This is a genomic window from Pseudoduganella lurida (assembly GCF_007830455.1).
GTDB classification, from domain to species: domain Bacteria; phylum Pseudomonadota; class Gammaproteobacteria; order Burkholderiales; family Burkholderiaceae_D; genus Rugamonas; species Rugamonas lurida.
In genome coordinates this window covers 173,957-197,739 of sequence record NZ_VLLB01000004.1, presented here as the reverse complement: position 1 = coordinate 197,739, position 23,783 = coordinate 173,957, and the positions used below count along the sequence as shown (strand labels likewise).

21 protein-coding genes are annotated in these 23,783 nt (G+C 67.1%); 8 read left to right on the top strand and 13 right to left on the bottom strand.

Annotation, left to right across the window (positions count from 1 at the left end; genetic code table 11):
* The first annotated feature begins 1 nt into the window (after window position 1).
* Window positions 2-1,135, top strand: coding sequence for an ABC transporter ATP-binding protein (locus IP91_RS13315; RefSeq protein ID WP_145649511.1), 1,134 nt, complete (start codon window positions 2-4; stop codon window positions 1,133-1,135).
* A gap of 188 nt (window positions 1,136-1,323) precedes the next feature.
* On the top strand, window positions 1,324-2,226 hold the full coding sequence (cysM, locus tag IP91_RS13310; RefSeq protein ID WP_145649510.1) for a cysteine synthase CysM: 903 nt from the start codon (window positions 1,324-1,326) through the stop codon (window positions 2,224-2,226).
* Between the two features lie 183 nt (window positions 2,227-2,409).
* Here cysM and IP91_RS13305 read toward each other — a convergent pair whose 3' ends face one another.
* The 5 genes from IP91_RS13305 to IP91_RS13285 all read right to left on the bottom strand — a co-directional run bounded on the left by IP91_RS13305 (window position 2,410) and on the right by IP91_RS13285 (window position 8,263).
* Window positions 2,410-2,760, bottom strand: a complete 351-nt coding sequence (locus IP91_RS13305; protein ID WP_145649508.1) for a hypothetical protein — start codon at window positions 2,758-2,760, stop codon at window positions 2,410-2,412.
* Between the two features lie 405 nt (window positions 2,761-3,165).
* Complete coding sequence (gene mltB, locus IP91_RS13300) at window positions 3,166-4,323, bottom strand: lytic murein transglycosylase B (protein WP_145649507.1); 1,158 nt, start codon at window positions 4,321-4,323, stop codon at window positions 3,166-3,168.
* Complete coding sequence (locus IP91_RS13295) at window positions 4,320-6,329, bottom strand: transglutaminase TgpA family protein (RefSeq protein ID WP_145649506.1); 2,010 nt, start codon at window positions 6,327-6,329, stop codon at window positions 4,320-4,322. The genes mltB and IP91_RS13295 overlap by 4 nt, the downstream gene beginning before the upstream one ends.
* Window positions 6,326-7,315 (bottom strand): DUF58 domain-containing protein, encoded by a 990-nt coding sequence (locus tag IP91_RS13290; RefSeq protein WP_145649505.1) that lies wholly within the window; start codon window positions 7,313-7,315, stop codon window positions 6,326-6,328. Before IP91_RS13290 ends, IP91_RS13295 begins: the two co-directional genes overlap by 4 nt.
* A 27-nt stretch (window positions 7,316-7,342) precedes the next feature.
* Window positions 7,343-8,263 carry an AAA family ATPase gene (locus IP91_RS13285; protein WP_145649504.1) on the bottom strand — a complete coding sequence of 307 codons (921 nt, stop codon included), beginning with the start codon at window positions 8,261-8,263 and terminating at the stop codon, window positions 7,343-7,345.
* An 81-nt stretch (window positions 8,264-8,344) separates the two neighbouring features.
* Between IP91_RS13285 and IP91_RS13280 the strand changes: the two genes are divergently transcribed.
* Window positions 8,345-9,271 carry a histone deacetylase family protein gene (locus IP91_RS13280; protein WP_145649502.1) on the top strand — a complete coding sequence of 309 codons (927 nt, stop codon included), beginning with the start codon at window positions 8,345-8,347 and terminating at the stop codon, window positions 9,269-9,271.
* Window positions 9,272-9,274: 3 nt separating this feature from the next.
* Here the strand turns inward: IP91_RS13280 and IP91_RS13275 are convergent, their stop codons facing one another.
* On the bottom strand, window positions 9,275-9,952 hold the full coding sequence (locus tag IP91_RS13275; protein ID WP_145649501.1) for a hypothetical protein: 678 nt from the start codon (window positions 9,950-9,952) through the stop codon (window positions 9,275-9,277).
* 153 nt (window positions 9,953-10,105) lie between these two features.
* Between IP91_RS13275 and ylqF the strand changes: the two genes are divergently transcribed.
* On the top strand, window positions 10,106-11,026 hold the full coding sequence (gene ylqF / locus IP91_RS13270) for a ribosome biogenesis GTPase YlqF (RefSeq protein ID WP_229474443.1): 921 nt from the start codon (window positions 10,106-10,108) through the stop codon (window positions 11,024-11,026).
* Window positions 11,027-11,142: 116 nt separating this feature from the next.
* Here the strand turns inward: ylqF and IP91_RS13265 are convergent, their stop codons facing one another.
* The gene (locus IP91_RS13265) at window positions 11,143-11,949 is read right to left on the bottom strand and encodes a DODA-type extradiol aromatic ring-opening family dioxygenase (RefSeq protein ID WP_145649499.1); all 807 of its coding nucleotides are present in this window, start codon (window positions 11,947-11,949) and stop codon (window positions 11,143-11,145) included.
* Window positions 11,950-12,175: 226 nt separating this feature from the next.
* Between IP91_RS13265 and IP91_RS13260 the strand changes: the two genes are divergently transcribed.
* Both IP91_RS13260 and IP91_RS13255 read left to right on the top strand, forming a co-directional pair.
* A complete protein-coding gene (locus IP91_RS13260; protein WP_145649498.1) occupies window positions 12,176-12,820 on the top strand; it encodes a thiol:disulfide interchange protein DsbA/DsbL in 645 nt (214 codons plus the stop codon).
* Between the two features lie 40 nt (window positions 12,821-12,860).
* Window positions 12,861-13,172, top strand: coding sequence for a hypothetical protein (locus IP91_RS13255; RefSeq protein WP_145649496.1), 312 nt, complete (start codon window positions 12,861-12,863; stop codon window positions 13,170-13,172).
* 59 nt (window positions 13,173-13,231) lie between these two features.
* On the opposite strand, the gene IP91_RS13250 is transcribed toward IP91_RS13255, so the two are convergent.
* The 5 genes from IP91_RS13250 to IP91_RS13230 are packed head-to-tail and all read right to left on the bottom strand — an operon-like array spanning window position 13,232 to window position 20,310.
* On the bottom strand, window positions 13,232-15,646 hold the full coding sequence (locus tag IP91_RS13250; protein WP_145649495.1) for a glycoside hydrolase family 3 N-terminal domain-containing protein: 2,415 nt from the start codon (window positions 15,644-15,646) through the stop codon (window positions 13,232-13,234).
* A gap of 32 nt (window positions 15,647-15,678) precedes the next feature.
* Window positions 15,679-17,445, bottom strand: a complete 1,767-nt coding sequence (locus tag IP91_RS13245; protein WP_145649494.1) for an IlvD/Edd family dehydratase — start codon at window positions 17,443-17,445, stop codon at window positions 15,679-15,681.
* A gap of 7 nt (window positions 17,446-17,452) precedes the next feature.
* Window positions 17,453-18,322, bottom strand: coding sequence for an SMP-30/gluconolactonase/LRE family protein (locus IP91_RS13240; protein WP_145649493.1), 870 nt, complete (start codon window positions 18,320-18,322; stop codon window positions 17,453-17,455).
* Entirely contained in the window at window positions 18,319-19,092 is a 774-nt protein-coding gene (gene xylB / locus IP91_RS13235; protein ID WP_145649820.1) for a D-xylose 1-dehydrogenase, read from the bottom strand. The genes IP91_RS13240 and xylB overlap by 4 nt, the downstream gene beginning before the upstream one ends.
* 24 nt (window positions 19,093-19,116) lie before the next feature.
* The gene (locus tag IP91_RS13230) at window positions 19,117-20,310 is read right to left on the bottom strand and encodes a fumarylacetoacetate hydrolase family protein (protein WP_145649492.1); all 1,194 of its coding nucleotides are present in this window, start codon (window positions 20,308-20,310) and stop codon (window positions 19,117-19,119) included.
* A 459-nt stretch (window positions 20,311-20,769) separates the two neighbouring features.
* Between IP91_RS13230 and IP91_RS13225 the strand changes: the two genes are divergently transcribed.
* On the top strand, window positions 20,770-21,654 hold the full coding sequence (locus IP91_RS13225; RefSeq protein ID WP_443094139.1) for a DMT family transporter: 885 nt from the start codon (window positions 20,770-20,772) through the stop codon (window positions 21,652-21,654).
* Between the two features lie 176 nt (window positions 21,655-21,830).
* Window positions 21,831-22,967, top strand: a complete 1,137-nt coding sequence (locus IP91_RS13220) for a LacI family DNA-binding transcriptional regulator (protein WP_145649489.1) — start codon at window positions 21,831-21,833, stop codon at window positions 22,965-22,967.
* A 63-nt stretch (window positions 22,968-23,030) separates the two neighbouring features.
* Here IP91_RS13220 and IP91_RS13215 read toward each other — a convergent pair whose 3' ends face one another.
* On the bottom strand, window positions 23,031-23,525 hold the full coding sequence (locus IP91_RS13215) for a MarR family winged helix-turn-helix transcriptional regulator (protein ID WP_145649488.1): 495 nt from the start codon (window positions 23,523-23,525) through the stop codon (window positions 23,031-23,033).
* Window positions 23,526-23,783 lie beyond the last annotated feature (258 nt).

The following is a 23,783-nucleotide window of genomic DNA, read 5'->3' as shown; positions in this document are numbered from 1 at the left end:
GATGGCGGGCCTGCAGATACGGGGAGTGAGGAAGCGCTTCGGCGACACGGCGATCCTGCACGGGATCGACCTGGATATCGCCGATGGCGAGTTCGTGGTGTTCGTCGGGCCGTCCGGCTGCGGCAAGTCGACGCTGCTGCGCACGATCTGCGGGCTGGAGGAGCCCGATGAGGGCACGGTCGCCATCGGCGGGCGCGACATGACGCAGGTGCCGCCGGCGCAGCGGGGCATCGCCATGGTGTTCCAGTCGTATGCGCTGTACCCGCACATGACGGTGTACGAGAACATGGCGTTCGCGCTCAAGCTGGCCGGCACGCCGCGCGACACCATCCGCGACAAGGTGCTGGCGGCGGCCACCAGCCTGCGCATCGAGCCGCTGCTGGAGCGCAAGCCGAAGGAGCTCTCCGGCGGGCAGCGCCAGCGCGTGGCGATCGGCCGCGCCATCGTGCGCCATCCCGAGGTGTTCCTGTTCGACGAACCGCTGTCGAACCTGGACGCGGCGCTGCGCGTGCAGATGCGCATCGAGCTGAAGAACCTGCACCGCACGCTGCGCAGCACGATGGTCTACGTGACGCACGACCAGGTGGAGGCGATGACGCTGGCCGACCGCATCGTCGTGCTGCGCGGCGGGAAGATCGAGCAGGTGGGCGCGCCGCTGGCGCTGTACAACCGGCCGGACAATCTCTTCGTGGCCGGCTTCATGGGTTCCCCCGCGATGAATTTCCTGCGCGGGGCGGTGGCACCCGGCGATGATGCTGGCGGCGTGCCACCGGCTGACGGGGCGGACGGCGGCACGATTGCGCTGGCTGCCGGTGGCCGCGTCACGTTGCCGCCCGCGGCCGGGCTGCCAGCCGGTGCGCCCGTCACGCTGGGCCTGCGTGCCGAGCATGTGGTGGTGACAGCGCCGCGCGACGGCGCTGTGGACGGCACGGCCGGCGGCATCCCCGCGCGCGTGCAGACCGTGGAGCTGCTGGGCGACTTCAGCTACGTCCACCTGCAGACGGCCAGCTCCGGCGAAACGGTGGTCGCCCGCACCGCCAGCGGCATCGACTGGCAGCCGGGCCAGGCCGCCCTCGTCACCGCGCCAGCCGCGCACTGGCACCTGTTCGACGCCGACGGCAACGCCCGGCGCTGACTGTCCAGCCCGTGTCCACCACAGGGTCAGACCCCGACAAGGACACGAGCTCAACAGCAATGCAATGGCTGTGTCCGTGTCCATGTCGGGGTCTGACCCCAAGGTGGACACGGGCTCGGCAGGAGGCGCCAAGCGGCGGGCCCGCTCTCGGATTAAAATGGTTGTTTTCTGTGAAAAAGAGCGGACGCATGGCATACAAAACTATTGCCGATACCATCGGCAACACACCGCTGGTCCAGCTGATGCGCTTGCCGGGGGCGGATGCCGCGGCGCGCAACAACATCATCCTGGGCAAGCTGGAGGGCGACAACCCGGCCGGCTCCGTGAAGGACCGCGCGGCGATGTCGATGCTGCGCCGTGCCGAGGAGCGGGGCGACATCAAGCCGGGCGACACGCTGATCGAAGCCACCAGCGGCAACACCGGCATCGCACTGGCGATGGCGGCGGCGATCAGCGGCTACAAGATGGTGCTGCTGATGCCGGAGAACCTGTCCGAGGAGCGCCGCCAGAGCATGGCCGCGTATGGCGCGCAGATCGTGCTGACGCCGAAGACGGGCGGCATGGAATACGCGCGCGACCTGGCCGGCCAGATGCAGCGCGACGGCAAGGGTATCATCCTCGACCAGTTCGCCAATCACGACAATCCGCGCGCCCACTACGAGAGCACGGGGCCGGAAATCTGGCGCGACACGGAAGGGCGCATCACGCACTTCGTGTCGGCCATGGGCACCACCGGCACCATCATGGGCGTGTCGCAATATCTGAAGGAACAGAACGAGGCCGTGCGCATCATCGGCGCGCAGCCGGAAGAGGGCTCGTCGATCCCCGGTATCCGCAAGTGGCCGGAAGCCTACCTGCCGAAGATCTTCGACAAGGCCAGGGTCGACCAGATCGAATCCGTGTCGCAGGCGGCGGCCGAACGCATGGCGCGCCGGCTGGCGGCGGAAGAGGGCATCTTCTGCGGCATTTCCGCAGCGGGCGCCTGCGAGATTGCGCTGCGCGTCTCGCAAACGGTGGAGAACGCGACGATCGTGTTCATCGTCTGCGACCGCGGCGACCGCTACCTGTCGACGGGCGTGTTTCCTGCCTGAGAGGCCACCGGGGTGAATCACCCGCGCTTGCCCCGCTGCACACGGGGCGCGACAGATGGCAAAAGCGCTGTCACCGCAGTCGGTGGCACCGCACCGGTGCCGGTGGCGTGCCCCGATTCCACAGGCTGCGGTGACAGCGCCATAGCAAAAAGCCAGGCAGTGCCTGGCTTTTTGATTCAGCAATCAGCTGTTGTTGGTGCTGCTTGCCGCCGGCGTTTCGCCTTCCTTCGGCTTGAACTGCTTGTCGCTGATGCGGAACTTGTTGCGGCGGTCGCCCATCAGGTAGCGCAGGTCGCGGATCGACAGGTCGCTGACTTCGTGCATGCGGATCAGCAGCGAGGCGCCGACCGGCAGGCGGTGGTGGCGGATCTTGCTGATCACCGGCGGCGCCACTTCCAGCGCGCGCGACAGGGCTGCGTCGTTCTTCAGGCGCAGGTTCTCGATCAGCGTGTCCAGCAGGCGATTCGGGTTGTACTGCAGCAGGTCGTCGCCTTCCGAATCGTTGTTCATATCAATGCCGACTTGGTTTGTCATGATGCGTCTGTTCCTTCTGTAAAGTTATTCTGCAAAGTGGAAACACTCGGAGCTAAGCTGCGCATGTTTTCCTTCACTGAGGAACTGTTCACACGCGATTCCGGGATAACAAGTTTCATAATATATACACAATTGTACAACACGATGCAATGTCGTAACTAAAAGCAATAAAAAATATTACCAGTCTGACTTGCCGTTGTCTTAATGCAACAATTGGTGAGAATTCTACCGCAGTTCCTGTGGTAGTAACCATCACGATTTTGTTAATTCTGCAATTTTAAGTGTAATATAAATCTTGCTATCGATGCTGCCACGAAAGCAACAGTGTGCTACTTGCATCACATTACATTCTATTAAGCAATAGTTCAACCGACAACTTGTCGTTCTTACTCTTTATTACATTCATCAAGGCGAGTTCGACGCCGATGTGCCCCGCGCAAGTCGTACTGCACGTCCCAGCTCCACGACCGACATGGCGTAGAAATAGCTGCGGTTGTACTGCGTAATCGCGAAGAAGTTGTTGCTTGCCACCCAGTATTCGGTCGGCTCCGAGCCGTTCTGCAAGTCCACCAGGCCATACAGCATTCCCGGCGGTAATGACGAGGTGGTGACGACGCCCGCTGCCATCAAGTCTTCCGGCCGCACCGTCGCCTGCAAGCCCCGATCCAGATACTGCTCCCACGAACGCGCCGGCGAGACGGTGGCCGGATACACGAGCGGACGCGGCTCATCGCGCTGCCAGCCATGGCCGACGAGGAAGGCGGCGACGCTGCCGATGGCGTCCGACGGCGAATTGCGCAGGTCGATATGGCCGTCGCCGTCGAAGTCGACCGCGTATTTCAAAATATTGCCGGGCATGAACTGCGGCAGGCCGACGGCGCCCGCGAACGAGCCCTGCAGCGACAGCGGATCGATGCCCGTCTGCCGCGCATACAGCAGCGTGGCCTCCAGCTCGCCGCGGAAGAACGCCATGCGCGCCTCGCGATTCGGTGCCACCGGGTAGGAAAACGCCAGCGTCGTCAGCGTGTCGACGACGCGGAAGCGGCCCGTGTCGCGGCCGTAGATCGTCTCGACCCCGATGATGCCGGCAACGATCTCGGCCGGCACGCCATACAGCGATTCGGCGCGCGCCAGCGCCTCGGCGTTCTCGTTCCAGAAGCGCACCCCCGCATTGATGCGGATCGGCTCGATGAACCGGCTGCTGTACACCTGCCAGTTCTTCGGCTTGCCGGGCGGCGCCGGTTTCACCAGCTGCACGACGGAATCGAGGTAGCGCACATTGCCCATCAATGCTTCGAGTTCGGGACGCGTGAAGCCATGCTTCGCCACCATCTCGTCGAGGAACTGCTGCACTTCCTTCCACTGGTTGAAATTGACGAACTCGCCCGTGTAGTAATCGCTGGCAGGCGCGGCCGCCGCCTTCCTGACCGGTTTCTTGGCAGCCTTCTTTCCTTTCTGGGACTTGGTGGGCGCGGCCGCCGACACATGGGCCGGCAGCACGCTGGCCGTGCCGAGAGCGGCGGCCAGCAGCAGGGAGAACAGCTTGCGGGGGATTGGTTTCATCGTGACAGGCTCAGCAGTGTGGCCAGCCGCCGGGCTGACCGTCGTCGTTCATCGTCATCCAGCGCGCGGTAGCGCAGCGCGCCGTACAGTTCCAGGAATTCGGTCATGGCGGCCTGCTTCTCCGCCGGCAGGCCGGCGGCATGGACGCGCGGCAGCAGGGTGGCAGGCCCCTCGTCCGGCGCGCGCGCAATGCCGTGGCCCGCCAGGATACGGCAGAACCTCAGCCAGGCAGTCTGCACGGGATCGCCCCGGCGCCGCGCCCGGCTGAACCGCCACAGCCACAGCAGGGCAGCCACACCGAGTGCGGCGGCCAGCATGCGCCAGTGGCCGAAGGTGCCGGATAATTCTGCCAAGAAATTCTTCTGCCGGTCCGGATTGTAATCCAGCACCCATTGATTCCAGGCATTATTTATCGCCTGCGTCTGGAAGCGCAGTTGCGACAGCCAGGAGTCCCGGTCGTCGCGCAGCGCCGCCAGGCCGCCCAGTCCGAACGGCGCCTTCTGGCGCAGCGCGCTCGCGGTCCCCAGCCGCACCCGGTCCGGTGCCACGGCCGCCGTCGGATCGACCCGCACCCAGCCGCGTCCCGCCAGCCACACCTCGGCCCAGGCATGGGCATCGGACTGGCGTACCGTCAGTACGCCATCGACCGGATTGAGCTCGCCGCCCTGGTAACCCGTCACCACCCGTGCCGGAATGCCGGCCGCGCGCATCAGGAACACGAAGCTGCCGGCATAGTGCTCGCAGAAGCCGGCGCGGCTGACGGTCAGGAACTCGTCGACGGCGTTCCGGCCCAGCAGCGGCGGCTGCAGCGTGTACGAATAGCCCTGCTGGTGGAACATGGCCAGCACCGCGTCGATGGTCCCCTGGTGGTGGGCGCCATACTGGCGGTGCAGGCGTTCGCCCAGCTCGCGGGCCAGCGGATTGAAGCCGGCCGGCAGCTGCAGCCATTTGCCGGACAGCGCCTGGTCCAGGTCCGGCTGGATGGCGTACTGCGAGTAGGCAGCGCTGCGGTAGCGCACGATCCGCTGCAGCGGGCGCAGCGTGGCGCTTTCCAGTTCGTCCGACACCACCACGCGTTCTTCGGCAACGGCCAGGTCCGGCGCGCTCAGCTCCAGCGTGAACAGGTAGCGCCGGCCGCTCGGTTCCAGCGTGATTTCATACGGGGCCGGACGGCCCGCGACACGCAGCGCCAGCGCCTCCTGTGCGCTGGCGGCCCGGTGCGGACGGCCGCCGATGCGGCTCCAGGTGCGGCCGTCGTAGCGGCTCATCACCAGGCCGCGCCAGTACAGGCGGTCCTGCGGCGGCGGGGGGCCGTCGAAGCGCACGCGGAAGGCGGGTTCTTCGGACATCGCCAGGCCCGACATCGAGCCGGGCGACATCGTGTCCGAGATGCCGGTGCGCGGCCCGGCGGCATCGCCCGGCGAGCCCCACAGCGGACCCTGGATGCGCGGGAAGCCGAAGAACAGCAGGATGGCCAGCGGGGCGGCCAGCAGGAAGATGCGCCCGGCCAGCCGCAGCCGCCGGCCCAGCGGCGGCACGGTGCCGGTGTACTGGAACGTCACCTGCGCCGTGAGAAGAATGATGATGGTGGCGCCCATGGCCAGGCCGGTGGCGATGCTCTGCGAGTAGAAGAAATTCGTCAGCATCAGGAAGAAACTGAGGAACAGCACCACGTACAGGTCGCGCTTGGCATGCATCTCCAGCAGCTTGAAGGCCAGCAGCAGCGCCAGCATCGCCACGCCGGCATCGCGCCCGAGCAGCATGCCGTAGGAGCGCCACACGCCCGCCATTGCCAGCACTGCGACCGGCAGCAGCAGCCAGCGGGGCGGCAGGCGGCGGCCGCGCAAGGTCAGCAGCGTGCGCCACAGCAGCGTCACGCAGGCGGTGGCGCTGGCCCACAGGGGCAGGTGGCCGAAGTGCGGCGCGATGACGAACAGGGCAGCCACGACCAGCAGCAGCGTGTCCTGCTTGTCGCGGGCCAGGGCGGGAAGGGAAGGCGCCTTCATGCGAACGCTTCTTCGCCGTACAGGGCCAGCGCGCGCAGGCAGGCGGCACGATGCGCGTCGCCCACGCCGGCGGGAAAATGATGGTGGCCGATGCGGAACGAGTAGGGCAGGGCGCGCTGTTCCGCTTCCAGCACCCAGCGCGTCATGCGTGCCAGGCGCACTTCCACATCCAGGTGCGCCGGCAGCTGCAGGAAGTCGAGCACCAGTTCGGCCACGGCGCCGCCCTCGAAATGCTTGGTCACGAGCTGGCCGCCGTCGCCGGGCGACAGGCGGGCGATCTGGCGCCAGGCCAGGTGGCGCATCGGATCGCCCGGCTGGTAGCTGCGGATGCCGGCGAAATTGTCCAGGCCCACTTCGCCGTGGCCTTCTTCGCTGGCCGCACCGCGCACGGGCAGGGGCTGCGCCGGCGTTTCGGGGGCGGGGTAGACCAGCACGCGCAGGTCCGGCTGCCACCAGCTCCAGGCGCGGAACAGGCCGAGCGGAAAGCGCGTCTCGAGCCGGATGCGCGGCGCGTGCAGCCAGCCGCGCGCCGCTGCGGGCAAGGCGAGGACCAGCGTGGTGCTGCCATCGGCCGGCACATCGGCGGCCTGGTCGGCCGCGCCAGGTTTGACATCGAAGGCCACCCGCACGGCATGCCGGGTGGCGCGCCGCGTGTCCTGCAGGACCACTTCGAACTGCGCCGTGCTGCCGGCAAACACGGGCGCCGTGCGGCCGCCCGCCAGGCGCAGTCCGGACAGGTTACGCACCGTCAGCACCATGTCGGCCAGCGCGCAGGAGGCCGTGAAGAAGGTCAGTGCAAAGCCCAGGCCCAGCGTGTAGTTGGTGGCGCCCAGCAGCATCAGCACGACGAGCACGGCGAAGGCAAGGCCGGCACGGGTGGGCAGCACGTACACGCGGCGCAGCGTGAGCAGCACATCGCCGCCCCGGGCGCGGCGCCGTTCCAGCCGCAGCAGCCGGTAGAGACGGTGCCAGGCCGCGGTCACCATCGGTCCGTTACCACGATGCGCGCCATGTCAGACCGGCACGGCCTTCTGCAGCTGCAGCACCAGGTCGCGGCTGGCCAGCGCCACGCCGTGGCTGGACTTCACGGGCCGCAGGCGGTGCGCACAGACGGGAATCAGCACCGCCTGCACATCCTCGGGGACCACATGGTCGCGGCCTTCCAGCGCGGCCCAGGCGCGCGCCGCCTGCACCAGCGCCAGCGCGGCGCGCGGGCTCAGGCCTTCCGCGAACGCGCCGTTCTGGCGCGAGGCCAGCACCAGCGCGTGGATGTAGTCGATCAGCGCAGCCGATGTGTGGATGCCGCGCAGCGCCGCTTGTGCCGCGGCCAGTTCGGCCGGCGTCATGGCGGCCGGCAGGTCCTTGAGCATGCTGCGGCGGTCCTGGCCCATCAGCAGCGCGCGCTCGGCGGCCGGGTCGGGATAGCCCAGCGTGATGCACATCAGGAAGCGGTCCAGCTGCGACTCGGGCAGGGGAAAGGTGCCGATCTGGTGGGTGGGGTTCTGCGTGGCGATGACGAAGAAAGGCTGCGGCAGCGCGCGCGTGACGCCATCGGCCGTGACTTGGCGCTCCTCCATCGCTTCGAGCAGGCCGGACTGTGTCTTCGGCGTGGCGCGGTTGATCTCGTCGGCCAGCAGCACCTGCGTGAAGATCGGGCCTGGGTGGAACACGAAGGCGTTCTTTTCCCGTTCGTAGACGGAGATGCCGGCCACGTCCGCCGGCAGCAGGTCGCTGGTGAACTGCACGCGGTTGAAGTTCAGGCCCAGCGAGATGGCCAGCGCATGCGACAGCGTGGTCTTGCCCACGCCCGGCACGTCCTCCAGCAGCAGGTGGCCGCCGGCCAGCAGGCAGGTCAGGGACTGGCGGATCTGCACGTCCTTGCCGACGATGAGGTTGCCCACCTGCCGTGCCACGGCATGCAATTTTGAATACATGGTCTGTTATAGTTGGCCCTGATGCGGATCATTCTACCTTGCGGCCGTCTGGACGCCCAATTTTGATGCGGTACGGCAACCATGACCACAGCCATCTATAGCCATCCCGACTGCCTGCGCCACGAGATGGGCGACTGGCACCCCGAATCGCCGGCCCGGCTGCAGGCGATCGCGGACCAGCTGATCAACGCCCACATCGACGATTTCCTGGACCACCGCGAAGCGCCGCTGGCCGACCTGGCCTGCATCGCGCGCAACCACACGCCCAATGCCATCGCCATCGCGCAAAGCCAGCCGCACGAAGGCGAGGACTACTATCCCGTCGATGGCGACACCTGCCTGAACCGCCACAGCTACACGGCCGCCCTGCGCGCGGCTGGCGCCGCGGTGGCGGCGACCGACGCCGTGATCGACGGCGCGATCGACAACGCATTCTGCGCGGTGCGCCCGCCCGGCCACCATGCGCGGCCTTCCGTGCCGATGGGCTTCTGCGTGTTCAACAACGTGGCCGTGGCGGCCCGCCATGCGCTGGAGGCGCGGGGCCTGCAGCGCGTGGCGATCATCGACTTCGATGTCCACCACGGCAATGGCACCGAGGAGGCGTTCCGCGACGATCCCCGCGTGCTGATGACGAGCTTCTTCCAGCACCCATTCTATCCTTACACGGAGCCGCTGCCCGTCACGCCGAACCGCGTCAACGTGCCGGTCCCGGTGGGCACGAAGGGCGATGCGGTGCGCCAGCTGGTCACCGAGCAGTGGCTGCCGGCGCTGCATGCCTTCCGCCCGCAGATGGTGTTCATCTCGGCCGGCTTCGATGCGCACCGCGAGGATGAACTGGGCGGCATGGGCCTGGTCGAAGCCGATTACGCGTGGCTGACGGAGCAGGCGATGGCGGTGGCGAAGGAGCATGCGCAAGGCCGCATCGTCAGCTGCCTGGAGGGCGGCTACAGCCTGTCCGCGCTGGGACGCAGCGTGGTGGCGCATGTGAAGGCGCTGGCCGAGATCTGACGCTCAGTCGGCGGGTTCGAACTCCACTACCGCCTCGTCGCTCCACGCGCGGTCGGCCAGCGGCGGGTTGAACGTGCGGTTCAAATGCCGGTTGACGGGAATGCGCTCGCGCCGCGCACCCTCGTGCAGCCAGGCGCCCTTGAGCGGCGCCTCCGCCTCGAACCCCATGTGCATCAGCGGCGAGTGACAGGGCCCGCCGGTGGCGGACAGCGCGCCGCGGGCCCGCGGCGTCAGGGCTTCGCGTTCGATGGCCCACTGCACGGCGCATTGCAGGCGCAGGTCGCCCAGGCGCCGCGTGCCGGCCGCCACGCCGGGGGAGCGCACATCCGGCCGCCAGCGGAACGAATTGCGCTTCTTGTTCAGCACCAGTTCCGCGCGGTCCTGCAGGGCCGCCGCGCTGCGCGGCAGGACGAAGCCGCCCTCCGCATCGAGCGGCACGGGCAAGGTCACCAGGTCGCCGGAGACCTTCAGTTCCAGGCCGTCCAGGCCCTCCGCGCGGGTGGCGGGGCGCAGCAGGAAACGCAGCGTGGCCTGCGGCGCGCGGGCGTGCTCGGCGTCGAACGCATCGAGGCCCTTCACCATCGTCGCATACGGCTTGAGCTCCGGATCGCGCACGTCCCGCACTTCGACGACGGGTTGCGCGCAGACAGTGGCGGCAGCGAAGGAGAGGAGGGCAGTCAAGTATTTCATGCAGCTGAAGCGGTGGCAAAAAGGGTTCATGTTAGCAGCGCCGCTGCCACAAAGTGAAAAGGGCCGCCCGCTGCCGGTAAAATAGCGGATTGATTTCCAGATTCAGAAGGCAACAGCATGTCCATTCAATGGTTCCCGGGGCACATGAACGCCGCCAAGAAAAAGGCGGCGGAGCAGATGGCCGATGTCGACGTCGTCATCGAGGTGGTCGACGCGCGCCTGCCCGAGGCCAGCACCAATCCGCTGGTCGAGGAGCTGCGCAAGTTCCGCGCGAAGCCATGCCTGAAGGTGCTCAACAAGATCGACCTGGCCGACCCGGACGCCACCAGCGCGTGGGTGCGCTATTTCGAGCAGGATCCGGACGTGACGGCGTATGCGATGACGACCAAGAAGCCGTCCGACGTGGCCAAGGTGATCGACAAGGCGCGCGCGCTGGCGCCGCACCGCGGCGTGCCGACGAAACCGCTGCGGCTGATGATCATGGGGATCCCCAACGTGGGCAAGTCCACGCTGATGAACGCGCTGCTCAAGCGCCGCGTGGCGAAGGTGGGCGACGAGCCGGCCGTCACCAAGGTCCAGCAGAAGATCTACCTCGACAAGGACACGGCGATCATCGATACGCCGGGCCTGCTGTGGCCGAAGATCGCGATGCCGAGCGACGGCCTGGCGCTGGCCGCCAGCCATGCCATCGGCGCCAATGCACTGATCGAGGAAGAAGTCGCCGAGTGGCTGGGCAACGAGCTGTTGCGCCGCTACCCGCAGCTGTTGACTGCCCGCTATGGCTTCAAGACCGAGGGCATGGACGGCATCGCCGTCGTCGAAGGCCTGGCGCAGAAGCGCGGCTACCGCATCCGCGGCGGTGACTGGGACTACGAGAAGGCGTCGCACATGCTGCTGCAGGACTACCGCACAGGCGCGCTGGGCCGCATCTCGCTGGAAACCCCGGACACCCGCGCCGCCGCACTGGCCGTGTTCCAGGAAGAACAGCGCATCAAGGCCGAACGCGCCGCCGAGAAAGCCGCCGAAAAGGAAGCCGAGCGCATGCGCGGCAAGCGGGGCACCTGAACCACGGCCGAGCCCGTGTCCACCATGGGGTCAACCCCGAAATCGGACACGAGCTCAACTGGATGACGGTCGGGCTCGTGTCCGAAAATGGGGTTGACCCCAAGGTGGACACGAACTCAGCGGTTGCCGGCGCCGAAGCGGAAGCTGCTGACGGCGAGGGCGCCGAAGAAGGTGTCCTCGTGATAGACGACTTCGGCGGCTTCGTGCTCGGCGGCGCCGAGCGCCACCATCAGCGGCAGCAGGTGTTCCTCGCGCGGGTGGGCGGCGCGGGCGGCGGGGGCCTGTTCCCAATGCGTCAGCGCGATGCTGCGTTCTTCGGGCGGCAGGGCCATCGCGGCGCGCAGCCAGCCGTCGAACTGGTGCGACGCGGCTGCCCCGGCGCCGTTGAAGGCGCGCAGGTTGTGGTAGCTGAGGCCGCTGCCGACGATCAGCACCCCTTCATCCCGCAGCGGCCGCAGCGCGCGGCCCGCGGCCAGGTGGGCCTGCGGATCGAGGTTGCGGCGCAGCGACAGCTGCACGATCGGCACATCCGCTTCCGGGAACACGGGATACATGGCCGAGAACGTGCCATGGTCGAAGCCGCGCCCCGCATCCAGTCCCGCATCGATGCCGGCCGCCTGCAGCAACGCCTGCGCACGGGCCGCCAGTGCCGGCGAGCCCGGCGCACCGTAGACGATCCGGTAAGTGTGCGGCGGGAAGCCGCCGTAGTCGTAGATCATGCCGGGCTGCGTGCCGGACGACAGCTGGAACGGCTCCGTTTCCCAGTGCGAGCTGACGACGAGGACGGCCTTCGGCTTGCCGCCAACCTGGCGCGGGATGTCCCGCAGCGACGCATCGAGCACGTCGTAGGCGGCGCCGAACTGGTCGCGCAGCCATGGCCACGGGCCACCGCCATGGGACAGGAAATAGGTGGGCAGGGTCATGCCGGACTCCTTCGTTGCGATGGGGCGAATATACGGCCGGCCACCCGGCGCAACAAGCGCCAAAATTTCGATACTGACGTTCGATCCGGTCGGGCCATCCGCGCCGGCAGCCTTAAACCCGCCTTAATTCACGGCCACGGTTTTTACACCGGCGCAAAAAATGGTACTCTCGCGGCGTTTGCCTTTTCAACGTTCCATTTCACCGCACTCACCAGGAAGGAAGATCATGCGTTTTCTGCGCCAACTGCTTGCCGCCACCGCCATGCTGACGTTCACCGCCGCCTCGCAGGCTGCCGGTCCGGGGTACACGACTTTGCAGACGCCGGTGCGCACGGAAGCGGGCAAGAAGGTCGAAGTAGTCGAGTTCTTCATGTACACGTGCCCGCACTGCCACGTGCTCGATCCGCAGATGGCCGAATGGGTGAAGAAGCAGGGCGACAAGATCGTCTTCAAGCGCGTCCACTTCGCACAGAACGCCACCGATCCGCTGGCGCACGCCTACATCACGCTCGAAGCGATGGGCCAGCAGGAGCAGGTGCACAGCCGCATCTTCAACGCCATCCACGTGCAGCGCGACCGCATCTACCGCAGCGACGACCAGATGAAGGAATTCCTCGTCAAGAACGGCATCGACAAGGCCAAGTACGAACAGTTCTTCAATTCCTTCGCGGTCCAGACTAAACTGAAACGCATCCCGTCCATCGTCGCCTCGTACAAGGTCGAGAGCGCGCCGACGATCGTGGTGGATGGCCGCTACGTCACGTCGCCTTCGATCGCCGGTGCGCCGGGCACGTCCGAAGTGGCGGCGGGCCAGGCCACGCTGGCCGTGCTCGACACGCTGGTGGCCAAGGCCGCGGCCGAGAAAAAATAACCATCGGCACGCAGTGTAGTAATTCAATGAAGGAAGCAGCATGACAGACCGCGAAAAGAACATCATGGAGGCCTACGGCGCGCTGGAGCCGGACGGCAACCGCCTGTTCAATGCCAGCAACGTCAACCATATCGCCTGGTCGCTCGTCGTGCTGCTGCTCATCCTGGCTGGCTGGCTGGGCGCCGCGCTGGTCAATGCCGAGAACCAGCGCAACGCGCTGATGACGAAGCAGTGCCAGGACCGCGTGTTCAAGGCCGAAGTGGACAAGAGCTGCCTGCTCACCGTGCGCTCGCGCGAGCACTGGTGGCAGCACCTGTCCTACGGCCTCGGCCACCTGTCGCCGGAAAAGTAGGCGGCCGTGACAAAAAAGCACGCGCGAGCGGGCTTTTTCATGTCACGACCCATGCACGTTCAACCGACCATCAGCTTCGCCGACTTCAGCTCGGTGCTGTTCGGCCCCGCATGGATGGTGAAGCTGCCCGGCTCCACCACGCGCCGCATCGCCACGTTGTAGAACGCCAGGTCGGCGGGGCGGATGTCGAACACCAGCGTCCTCTTCTCGCCCGGGTTCAAGGTCACGCGCTGGAAGCCCTTCAGCTCCAGCACGGGCCGCGTGACGGACGACACGTCGTCGCGGATGTACAGCTGCACGACTTCGTCGCCGGCCACGGCACCCACGTTCGCCACGTCCACTTCCACCTGCGTGGACTCGTCCGGCCGGATGGTGGCCTTGCGCAGCCGCGGCGTGCCGATCTCGAAGCGCGTGTACGACAGGCCGAAGCCGAACGGATACAGCGGCTTGGTGCTGCCGTCGATGTAGCCGCGCCGGGCGGAAGGCTTGTGGTTGTAGAAGATCGGCAGCTGCCCGACATTGCGGGCAATCGACACGGGCAGCTTGCCGCCCGGGTTGACGCGGCCGAACAGCACGTCGGCGGCCGCATGGCCCGTCTCCTGGCCGAGGTACCAGCCTTCCACGATCGCATCGGCCCGTTCGGCCAGCAGGTTGATCGACAACGGCCGGCCGTTCAGCAGGAACACGACGGTCGGCTTGCCCAGGTCGAGGATGGCCCTGGCCAGGTCGTTCTGCTGGCCCATCAGGTCCAGGCTGTTGCGGTCGCCCAGGTGCGTGTCGGCCCAGGCTTCGCGGCTGGTCTGCTCGTTGTCGCCCAGGACCAGCACGATCGTGTCTGCCGACTTGGCCGCCGCCACGGCGTCGGCGATCAGCTTCGCGTTCACCTCTGCCGACGTGAAGCGGATCTCGTCCTTGCCCCAGATGCGCTCCTCGGTGATGCGCACGCCTTCGCGGTAGTCGAAGCCGAACCCTTGCGCCTTCGCCTCGGCCTGCAGCGCATCGTGGATGGATACGACGTGGCGCGGGATGTCGGAATAGCCGCCGATCGGCGTGTCCTTCGCATGGGTGCCGAGCAGCAGCAGCCTGCCGACCTTCTTCGGCTGCAGCGGCAGGAGCGCAATGCCATCCTTTGCCGGCGCGTTCTTCAGCAGCACCACCGAGCGGCCGGCGGCACGCCGCGCCAGGGCCACCGCATCGGGCGTGGCCGTCAGGCTGTCGGCCCGTGCCGCGTCCACGTACGGCTGCTCGAACAGGCCGGCCTCGATCTTCAAGGTGAGGATGCGGCGCACGATCGTGTCGATCTCGGCGTTCGTGACCTTGCCTTCGCGGACCAGATCGGCGAGATGGCGGTAGCCGTGGCCGTCCGGCGTCTCGATGTCCACGCCGGCCTTCACCGCATACAGCGCGGCTTCCTTCGGCGTGGCGCCCAGGTGGTGGCGCGTGACGAGTTCCTTGATGCCCAGGTAGTCGGACACCATCACGCCCTTGAACCCCCACTCCTTGCGGCAGATGTCGTCCAGCAGCCAGCGGTTGGCGTGCGAGGGCACGCCGCCGATCTCGTTATACGAAGGCATGATGGCCGCGACTTTCGTCTCGCGCACGATCTTCTCGAACGGCGCGAAGAAGTCCTCGCGCAGCGTACGCTCGCTCACTTCGGCCGGGCCGATATTGGTGCCCGATTCCGGCTGCCCGTGTCCCGTCATGTGTTTCAAGGTGGCGAGCACCTTGTCCGGCCCCAGCTTGCGGGACGTGCCGGAAAAGCCCTGCACGGCCGCCTTGCCCAGCACGCCGGACAGGTGGGGATCCTCGCCATAGGTCTCCTCGATGCGGCCCCAGCGCGGTTCGCGTGCCACGTCCACCACGGGGGCCAGCGCCAGGTTGGCGCCGCGGGCCCGCATCTCGCGGGCGGCCACGGCAAACACTTGCTCCACCAGCGCCGGATCGAACGACGAGGCCAGCCCGATCGCCTGCGGGAAGCAGGTGGCGTCGCGCGCCACGTAGCCGTGCAGCGCTTCCTCGTGCAGGAACAGGGGGATGCCAAGACGAGTGCCTTCGATCGCCCACTTCTGCACGGCGTTCACGTACTGCGCCGTGTTCCCGGCATCGCGGTTGGCACGCGAGCCATCGTCGCCCGCCACGCCGGCCACATTGGTCTTGCCCTGCCGGTCGGACGGGCGCGCCAGCATGCCCAGCCCATGCGGGTAGACCTGGCTGGCCTTGGTCGCGGAGAAGTCGCCGTTGGGCTCCTCGATCTTTTTCTTCTCCTGCCACACGCAGTCCATCTGCGCGATCTTCTCCTCCAGCGTCATGCGGCGCAGCAGGTCGTCCACGCGTTTCGGCACCGGTGCGGCAGGGTCCTTGTACAGGGGGCGGGCGCCTGCGGCGAGCGCCAGCGCAGGGGTGCCGGCGGCAATACCGGCCCCGGCCACCGACGCCAGGAAGCGGCGGCGGCCGTGTTGTGTCTGATCCGACATGGGTCTCCGTTATTTTTTTGGTAGTTGACAGATCAGTGGTTGTGGCGCGGCAGCGTGTTGGCCACGCCGCGGTAGTCCAGCGCGAACTCCATGCAGGCGCCATCCTTCATCTGGCCCACCGTCGAGCGGTACAGCTGCTGCCAGGGCGTCTGGCTGGCCGGGAAGGCCGGGATGCCGTCGCCCTTGCGGCGTTCGATCTCCGCGTCATCGACGAGCATGTCGCACCTGCCCGCGTTCAGGTCGATGCGCACGGTGTCGCCGGTGCGGATCCAGGCGAGACCGCCGCCCACGGCCGATTCCGGCGAGGCGTTCAGGATCGACGGGCTGTCGGACGTGCCGGACTGGCGGCCATCGCCCAGGGTCGGCAGGTTCTTCACGCCCCGCTTGATGAGGGCATCGGGCGGCTGCATGTTGACGACTTCGGCTGAGCCGGGCCAGCCGATCGGGCCGGCGCCGCGGATTACCAGGATGCAGTCCTCGTCGATGTTCAGTGCCGGATCGTTGATGCGCTTGTGGTAGTCGTCCGAGCCGTCGAACACGATGGCGCGGCATTCGAACACGCCTTCCTGGCCCGGGTGGCTCAGGTAGCGGGCGCGGAACTCGTCCGAGATCACGGAGGTCTTCATGATCGCGAAATCGAACAGGTTGCCGGACAGGACGAAGAAGCCGGCCTTTTCCTTCAGCGGCGCGGCGAACGGCCATACCATCTCGCGGTCGTTGGTTTCCTTGCCTTCCAGGTTCTCGGCCATCGTGCGGCCCGTGACGGTCAGGCGGTCGGAACGCAGCAGGCCGTTCTGCTGCAGCTCCCACATCACGGCCGGCACGCCGCCGGCGCGGTGGAAGCGCTCCCCCAGGTATTTGCCGGAAGGCTGCATGTTCAGCAGCAGCGGCACGTCATGGCCGTATTCCATCCAGTCTTCGGTGCGGATCTCCACGCCGGCGTGGCGCGCCATCGCCATGATGTGCTGCTGCGCGTTGGTGGAGCCGCCGATCGCCGCATTGGTGACGATCGCATCGAGGAACGCGTCGCGCGTCAGGATGGCCGACGGCCGGATGTCCTGTTCGCACAGCGCGACGATGCGGCGGCCCGTCTCGTAGGCCATCTGGCCTCGTTCGCGGTATGGCGCGGGGATCGCCGAGCAGCCCGTCAGCGACATGCCCAGCGCTTCGGCAATCGCATTCATCGTCGATGCCGTGCCCATCGTGTTGCAGTGGCCGGACGACGGCGCGGAGGCGGCGGCGATCTCGAGGAATTTCTCGTTGTCGATCTCGCCGGCGGCCAGGCGGCGGCGGCCTTTCCAGATCGCCGCGCCAGAGCCGACCAGTTCCCCATCGAGCCAGCCATCGAGCATCGGGCCGCCGGACAGCACGATGGCCGGGATGTCCACGGTGGCCGCCGCCATCAGCTGGGATGGCGTGGTCTTGTCGCAGCCGGTGGTCAGCACCACGGCATCGATCGGGTAGCCGTGCAGGATCTCGACGAGGCCCATGTAGGCCAGGTTGCGGTCGATGGCGGCGGTGGGGCGGCGGCAGTTCTCGAAAATCGGATGGAGCGGGAATTCCATCGGGATGCCGCCCGCATCGCGGATGCCGTCGCGCACGCGCTTGGCCAGTTCCAGGTGGATGCGGTTGCACGGGCTGATGTCGCTGCCCGACTGCGCGATGCCGATGATCGGCTTGCCGCTGCGCAGTTCGGCGGGCGTGATCCCGTAATTCATGAAGCGCTCCAGGTACAGCGCGGTCATGTCGATGTGGTCCGGGTTGTCGAACCAGTCCTGCGAGCGATAGCGGCGGGTCATGATGAAATCACTTTCCAAAATTGATCAGGTGCTGCGGCAGGCCGGGCGTGGCGACGGCGAACGCGAACAGGCCGCCGGCCAGCGGGGCGGCGGCAAGCTGTTCGTCCGTCAGGCCTTTCGCGGCCGTGGTGGCGAACGCGGTCTTCAGGTCCGGGCCGCCGAAGGCGATCTTCGTGACGTTTGGTACCGGGAACTGGACGGCTTCCAGCAGCTCGCCGGCCGGCGAATAACGCTCGACGCGGGCGCCGCCGAACAGCGCGATCCATACGTCACCGGCGCTGTCGACTGCCGTGCCATCCGGGTAGCCGCTGCCGGCGATGGTGACGAACACGCGCTTGTTGGCCAGCGTGCCATCGGGCTGCACGTCGAACGCGTGCACCACCTTGCCGAGCGTGTCGGTGTGATAGAGGGTCTGGCGGTCCGGCGAGAACGCGGGGCCGTTGGTGATGACGATGCCGTCATCGTGCCGCGTCAGCGCGCCATCGTAGCGGTACAGCGCGCCGCTGGCGGCTGCCTCGGCATTGTCCATCGAGCCGAACCACAGCGCGCCATCGTGCGCCACGCCGCCGTCGTTCAGGCGGTTGCCGGGACGGTCCGCCTCGAACGTGGTGACTGGCGTGAACGCTTCGGTGGCCGGATCGAAATGGAGCAGGCGGCCAGGCAGGCCGCAGATAAAACCGCCATCCTGCGCCGGCAGCACGAAGCCCGCTTCGCCCGGCATCTGCCAGGTCTTGCGATCGCCGCCCGTGGCATCGCAGCGGTGCAGTTGGTGCCCTTTGATGTCGACGAAGTACAGCGCCCCTTCCGCCGGATGCCACACCGGGCCTTCGCCCAGGGTGGCGCCGAGCGGCCAGATGCACGTCGGCGCCGTCGTCATTTGCCGTCCCCGTACCAGCCGGCGTCGACGAAGTAGTCGCGGCCCGTGCAGCGCGCCGCATTGTCGGAGGACAGGAACAGCGTCAGCGCCGCCACGTCTTCCGGCTCGATGCGCTCGTGCAGCAGCTGGGAGGCGAGGATCTCCGCTTCGCCTTCCGGCGAGTACCACATGGCCATCTGCTTCGGCGTCTTGATGGAGCCGGGGATCACCGTGTTGACGCGGATGCCGTCGCCACCGAGGTCGCGGGCCAGGCCGCGCGTGAGGCCTTCGATGGCGGCCTTGGCCGTCATGTACAGGGTCAGCTGGGGCAGGGCCAGGTACCACGAGATCGAACCGAAATTCAGGATCACGCCGCCGCCCGCGGCCTTCATGCCCGGTGCCACGGCCTGCGCGCAGAAGAACTGGTGGCGCAGGTTGACGGCCAGGCTGTCGTCCCAGTAGGCCGGCGTGACGTCGGCCACTGCATGGCGATGGTCGTTGGCGGCGTTGTTGATCAGGATCTCGACGGGGCCGATGTCCTTCTCGATGGTTGAAAACGTTTGCGCCAGCGCCTCCAGATCGGTCAGGTCGCAGCGCACGTAGCGCGGCACATGCGGCACGTCCGTGTAGCTGGCGGCCAGTGCCTGCGAGGCTTCGTCGGCGATGTCGAGGAACACGACCTGCGCGCCCTGCCTGACGTACGCATCGACGATGGCCGCGCCGATGCCGGTGCCGCCGCCGGTGATGACGACCCGCTTGTCCTTCAGGTCGGGATAGGTGGCGTACACCAGGGGTTTACGGGAAACAGCCATGCATCATTCTCCAGTCGAGTTGTCCAGCAGGCCGCGGCGCGCGAGGTTGCTGTACAGGGCGCGAACGCCGAAAGTCCAGGGCGCGATCTCGTCGCTGCGGTGGACGTGGTTGATCAGGGCACCGAGGGCCGGGCTCGCGATCGTGACGCGGTCGCCCTTGTGGTGCGTGAAGCCGCCGCCCTTGGCGTCGCGGTCCTTGATCGGCGAGAACATCGTGCCCAGGAAGAGCATGAAGCCGTCCGGGTATTGGTGGTGCGCGCCGCAGGTCTGCGAGACGAGGTCGAGCGGGTCGCGGCTGATCTGCTTCATCAGGCTGACGCCCTCCAGCTCGAACGCATCGTCCGCGCCTTCGATCAGCAGGCGCACTTCGGCGTTGCGCACGGTGTCGAGCGAGAAGCTGTCGTCGAACAGGCGGATGAACGGGCCGATCGCCGTCGAGCCGTTGTTGTCCTTCGCCTTGCCGAGCAGCAGGGCGCTGCGGCCTTCGATGTCGCGCAGGTTCACGTCGTTGCCCAGCGTGGCGCCGACCGGCTTGCCGCGGCTGTCCACGGCCAGCACGATCTCCGGCTCGGGGTTGTTCCATTTCGATTCGGGATGCAGGCCCACGTCCGCGCCGAAGCCCACCGCCGACATCGGCTGCGACTTGGAGAACACTTCCGCATACGGGCCGATGCCCACTTCCATGTACTGCGACCAGGCGCCGCGCTTGATGAACGCCTGCTTCAGCTGCTCCGCCTGCGGCGAGCCGGGCTTGATGCTGGACAGGTCGGCACCGATGGAGGACAGCAGTTCGCCGCGCAGCTGGTCGGCGCGCGCCGGATTGCCGCCGGCCTGTTCCTCGATCACGCGTTCGAGCAGGCTGACGGCAAACGTCACGCCGCAGGCCTTGATGGCCTGCAGGTCGTTCGGGGCCAGCAGGCGGGGAACCGTGTCGCCGGGTTGCGCCAGCAGCGCATTCTCGACCAGCTTCTCGACGCGGCCCAGCGATTCGCCGGGCGCCGTGCGCACCAGCTTGACCAGGTCGTCGCGTTCGAACAGTGCGGAAACGGTGCTGGCATGGCGGGTGATGTCGAACACCTCGCCGTTGCGCACGGCAACGACGCTGGGGCCGTCGACGTCGCTGCGCCATACCCGGCCGACGAGCAATGCCTGCGGCAAATCCGCAGGCAGCAGTGCCGCTGCTGGGGCATCTTTCATGTGTGTCTCCTGTTATTGGTCTATTGATGCGGTTTGTTGGTACAAGCCCATCTGGTCCGGGCTGGCCCGGCGATCCTGCTGCTTCCCTTGCTGCGCTGCTTTACCTCTCTGGCTGGTGATCCAACCATCGCACTGGTACAAATGAATAGCGCTAACATGGGCCAGTGTGCGGTATTTGTCTTAGCGAGTCAACATCTCTGATGATCGACAGGGGCGCATTTTTCGGTGGGCAGGTGCGTGCGGCGGGCTGTTGCGGTATTTGTCCTTGCGAGTCAACATCCCTGATGATCGACAGGAGCGCATTTTTCGGTGAGCAGGTGCGTGCTGCGGGCCGTTGCGGTATTTGTCTTAGCGAATCAACATCTCTGATGATCGACAGGGGCGCATTTTTTTGGGCGCAGGTTCGGCTTGCGGCGCATCGAGTGCCGTCCAGGGCGCGTGGCTGGCCCGACAGTTCTTGTGAAGCCCCGCGACGCATGGAAGAATGGGCGCTTTCCGTTCTTCCTGCAAGCCATGTCCGGTCCGACCATCGCCGTCGTCCTCCTTGCCGCGCTGCTGCATGCCACCTGGAACGCGCTCGTCAAGGCGGGGCCGGACAAGCTGCTGTCCACCGTGGTGGTCACCAGCGGGGCGGGGCTGCTGGCCGTGCCGCTGCTGCCGTTCGCGGGCATGCCGGCACCGGCGAGCTGGCCGTGGCTGGCGGCATCGGCGGTCTGCCAGGTCGTCTATTACCGCCTGCTGGCGCTGGCCTACCGGCATGGGGACATGAGCCAGGCCTATCCCCTGATGCGCGGCACGGCGCCGCTGCTGGTCGTGCTGGCCAGCGGACCGCTGCTGGGCGAGGTGCCGTCGGCGGGGCAGGGCGTGGCGATCGCGCTGATCTGCGGCGGCGTGCTGGCCATGACGCTGGGTGGCGGCGCATCGCGGCGCAGCAGCGCGTATGCCCTCGCCAATGCGGTCTGCATCGCCGCCTACACGCTGGTCGACGGCATCGGCGTGCGGGCCTCGGGCGCACCCGCCGCCTACACGCTGTGGCTGTTCGTGCTGACGGCGCTGGGCATGCTTCCTGGCGTGGCCGGGACCGGCCGGGGCCTGGCGGCCTATGCCCGGCGCTACTGGCGCACCGGGCTGGCGGGCGGCTGCGGCACGATGGCGTCGTATGGCCTGGCCCTGTGGGCGATGACGCGCGCGCCGGTGGCGATGGTGGCAGCGCTGCGCGAAACGTCGATCCTGTTCGCGACACTGATCGCTTTGTACGTGCTGCGCGAACGCGTGTCGGGCCGGCGTATCGCGGCGGCCGGGCTGATAGCGTGCGGCGCCGTGGCGATGCGGCTGGCCCGCTGATGGTGCGATGACGGTCGGCCGAAGGCGCAGCGCCGGCAGCGCTGCGCCACGTTATTGCAGGAAGCAAGCTGATTGCGCTAACAGCCAGGCCCGGGCCCGGTGCTAGAATGGCCGGCAGCGCCGCGCCTTCGCGACGTGCGCCAGTGCCCGTTTTCATCTCCAACAAGAACAACACCATGACCAAACCACAGGCGAAAGAGCGCGCCAAATCCGTCCGCACGGCGGCGGCACCGGGCCGCAAACCGGGGCTGGCCAAGCCGGGCGTGCCCACCATGTCCGATGTCGCGCAGCTGGCCGGCGTGTCGCCGATGACCGTGTCGCGCGTGATGAACGGCGATCCGAACGTGCGCCCCGGCACGCGCCGCAGGGTCGACGAGGCGGTGGCCGCATTGAACTACGTGCCGAACCAGGCGGCGCGGCGCCTGGCCGGGGCACGCGCCATCCGCATCGGTTTCTTGTACAGCAATCCGTCCGCCGGCTACCTGAGCGAATTCCTGGTCGGCCTGCTGAACCAGGCCAGCAGCAACAACGTGCAGCTGGTGGTGGAGAACTGCGAGGGCGGCGATGCGTGGGAAATGCACACGCGCCGCCTGGTCGACAACGGTGTCGACGGCATCATCCTGCCGCCGCCGCTGGGCGACACGCGCGGCCTGATCGAGCTGGTGTCGCAGGCCAATGTGCCCGCCGTGACGGTGGCCTGCGGCCAGCCGGACCGCCGCGTGGGCGCCGTGTCGATCGACGACTACCAGGCCGCCTACGACATGACGAGCCACCTGGTGGCGCTGGGCCACCACCGCATCGGTTTCGTCATCGGTCACCCGAACCAGACGGCCAGCGAACGCCGGCTGAAAGGCTTCAAGGCCGCCATCGCCGAGCATGGCGCGGACGAGGCGCCGGAGCTGATCGCACAGGGCATGTTCACCTACCGCTCCGGCCTGGATGCGGCGGAAATGCTGCTGGGACTGGACGTGCGGCCCACGGCCATCTTCGCCAGCAACGACGACATGGCCGCCGCCAGCGTGGCCATCGCACACCGGCTGGGCCTGGACGTGCCGGGCGACCTGACGGTGGCCGGCTTCGACGACACGGCACTGGCCACCACGATCTGGCCGGAACTGACGACGGTGCGCCAGCCGATCGCGCAGATGGCCGAGACGGCAGTCCAGTTCCTGGTGCGGCAGATCCGCGCCGAGCGCGACGGCAGCGCCGCCGAACCGGAACACATCGTGATGGACTTCACGCTGGTGCGGCGGCAGTCGGACGCAGCACCGCGGCGCCGTCCGAAGATGGCGGGGAAGGTGGCGGAAGTGTAATGTGCCGCGCCGTGCAATGCGGCGGGGCCATGGTGGATGGGCGTGGCGCTGCCAGGTGGCGGCTTACGTGATGTCGAGGTTGTCCAGCTGGCGGGCCAGCAGCTTTTCCTGCAGCTTCAGTTCTTCGGCGGTAAATCCGTCGTAGGCGCGCGTGGTGCGCGTCCACACTTCCGGCATCACCTGTTCGATCAGCTTGCGGCCCGTGTCCGTCAGCGAAATCATCACGCAGCGGCGGTCGCCCGGGCGGTTGCCGCGCGAGACGAGCCCCTGCGACTCCAGGTCATTGCACACGCGGGTCAGGTTGGCCGGTTTTTCCATGCAGGCCTCGCCCAGCGTGGACGCGGTGGAAGTCTCGTTTTCCGAGCCGTACAGCACCGCCAGCACCATGTAGCTGGCGTCGACCAGGTCGTACTTGCGCAGTACGGCGTTGGACAGGTCCTTCATCCGTTTCTGCACGTGGTAAGTCATGCGGACCAGGCGCATCAGGTCTTCCGGGAAATCCGGAATCCGGGTATGGATGTTCTGCAGGCGCTGGTTGGTCGCGTCAAAACTGCTCATCGGCGCACTCCTGTGCAATAAAAATCGGAAAACCAGATTGTACTAGTGGTTGCACAAAGGTAAATTGTTTTTAAGAGCCATCGGACACGGTCCCGTCGCCCTGCGGCGTCTTCAGGCCGCGTGGGGGGCGTTTCCTGGCCGCTGCGCAGCGGAAGCGAAACGGGCTTCTTCGCTCATCAGCACGGGTTGCGCCTGCAACGTCCCGAAAGCATGGCAATGCCTGCTATTCATAAGGGTGCAATTTGCTAGCGATTGCCG

Coding starts and splice junctions, on each gene's coding strand:
- IP91_RS13315 (WP_145649511.1), top strand. CDS start 2: ATGGCGGGCCTGCAGATACGGGGAGTGAGGAAGCGCTTCGGCGACACG.
- cysM (WP_145649510.1), top strand. CDS start 1,324: ATGGCATACAAAACTATTGCCGATACCATCGGCAACACACCGCTGGTC.
- IP91_RS13305 (WP_145649508.1), bottom strand. CDS start 2,760: ATGACAAACCAAGTCGGCATTGATATGAACAACGATTCGGAAGGCGAC.
- mltB (WP_145649507.1), bottom strand. CDS start 4,323: ATGAAACCAATCCCCCGCAAGCTGTTCTCCCTGCTGCTGGCCGCCGCT.
- IP91_RS13295 (WP_145649506.1), bottom strand. CDS start 6,329: ATGAAGGCGCCTTCCCTTCCCGCCCTGGCCCGCGACAAGCAGGACACG.
- IP91_RS13290 (WP_145649505.1), bottom strand. CDS start 7,315: ATGGTGACCGCGGCCTGGCACCGTCTCTACCGGCTGCTGCGGCTGGAA.
- IP91_RS13285 (WP_145649504.1), bottom strand. CDS start 8,263: ATGTATTCAAAATTGCATGCCGTGGCACGGCAGGTGGGCAACCTCATC.
- IP91_RS13280 (WP_145649502.1), top strand. CDS start 8,345: ATGACCACAGCCATCTATAGCCATCCCGACTGCCTGCGCCACGAGATG.
- ylqF (WP_229474443.1), top strand. CDS start 10,106: ATGAACGCCGCCAAGAAAAAGGCGGCGGAGCAGATGGCCGATGTCGAC.
- IP91_RS13265 (WP_145649499.1), bottom strand. CDS start 11,949: ATGACCCTGCCCACCTATTTCCTGTCCCATGGCGGTGGCCCGTGGCCA.
- IP91_RS13260 (WP_145649498.1), top strand. CDS start 12,176: ATGCGTTTTCTGCGCCAACTGCTTGCCGCCACCGCCATGCTGACGTTC.
- IP91_RS13255 (WP_145649496.1), top strand. CDS start 12,861: ATGACAGACCGCGAAAAGAACATCATGGAGGCCTACGGCGCGCTGGAG.
- IP91_RS13250 (WP_145649495.1), bottom strand. CDS start 15,646: ATGTCGGATCAGACACAACACGGCCGCCGCCGCTTCCTGGCGTCGGTG.
- IP91_RS13245 (WP_145649494.1), bottom strand. CDS start 17,445: ATGACCCGCCGCTATCGCTCGCAGGACTGGTTCGACAACCCGGACCAC.
- IP91_RS13240 (WP_145649493.1), bottom strand. CDS start 18,322: ATGACGACGGCGCCGACGTGCATCTGGCCGCTCGGCGCCACCCTGGGC.
- IP91_RS13230 (WP_145649492.1), bottom strand. CDS start 20,310: ATGAAAGATGCCCCAGCAGCGGCACTGCTGCCTGCGGATTTGCCGCAG.
- IP91_RS13220 (WP_145649489.1), top strand. CDS start 21,831: ATGACCAAACCACAGGCGAAAGAGCGCGCCAAATCCGTCCGCACGGCG.
- IP91_RS13215 (WP_145649488.1), bottom strand. CDS start 23,525: ATGAGCAGTTTTGACGCGACCAACCAGCGCCTGCAGAACATCCATACC.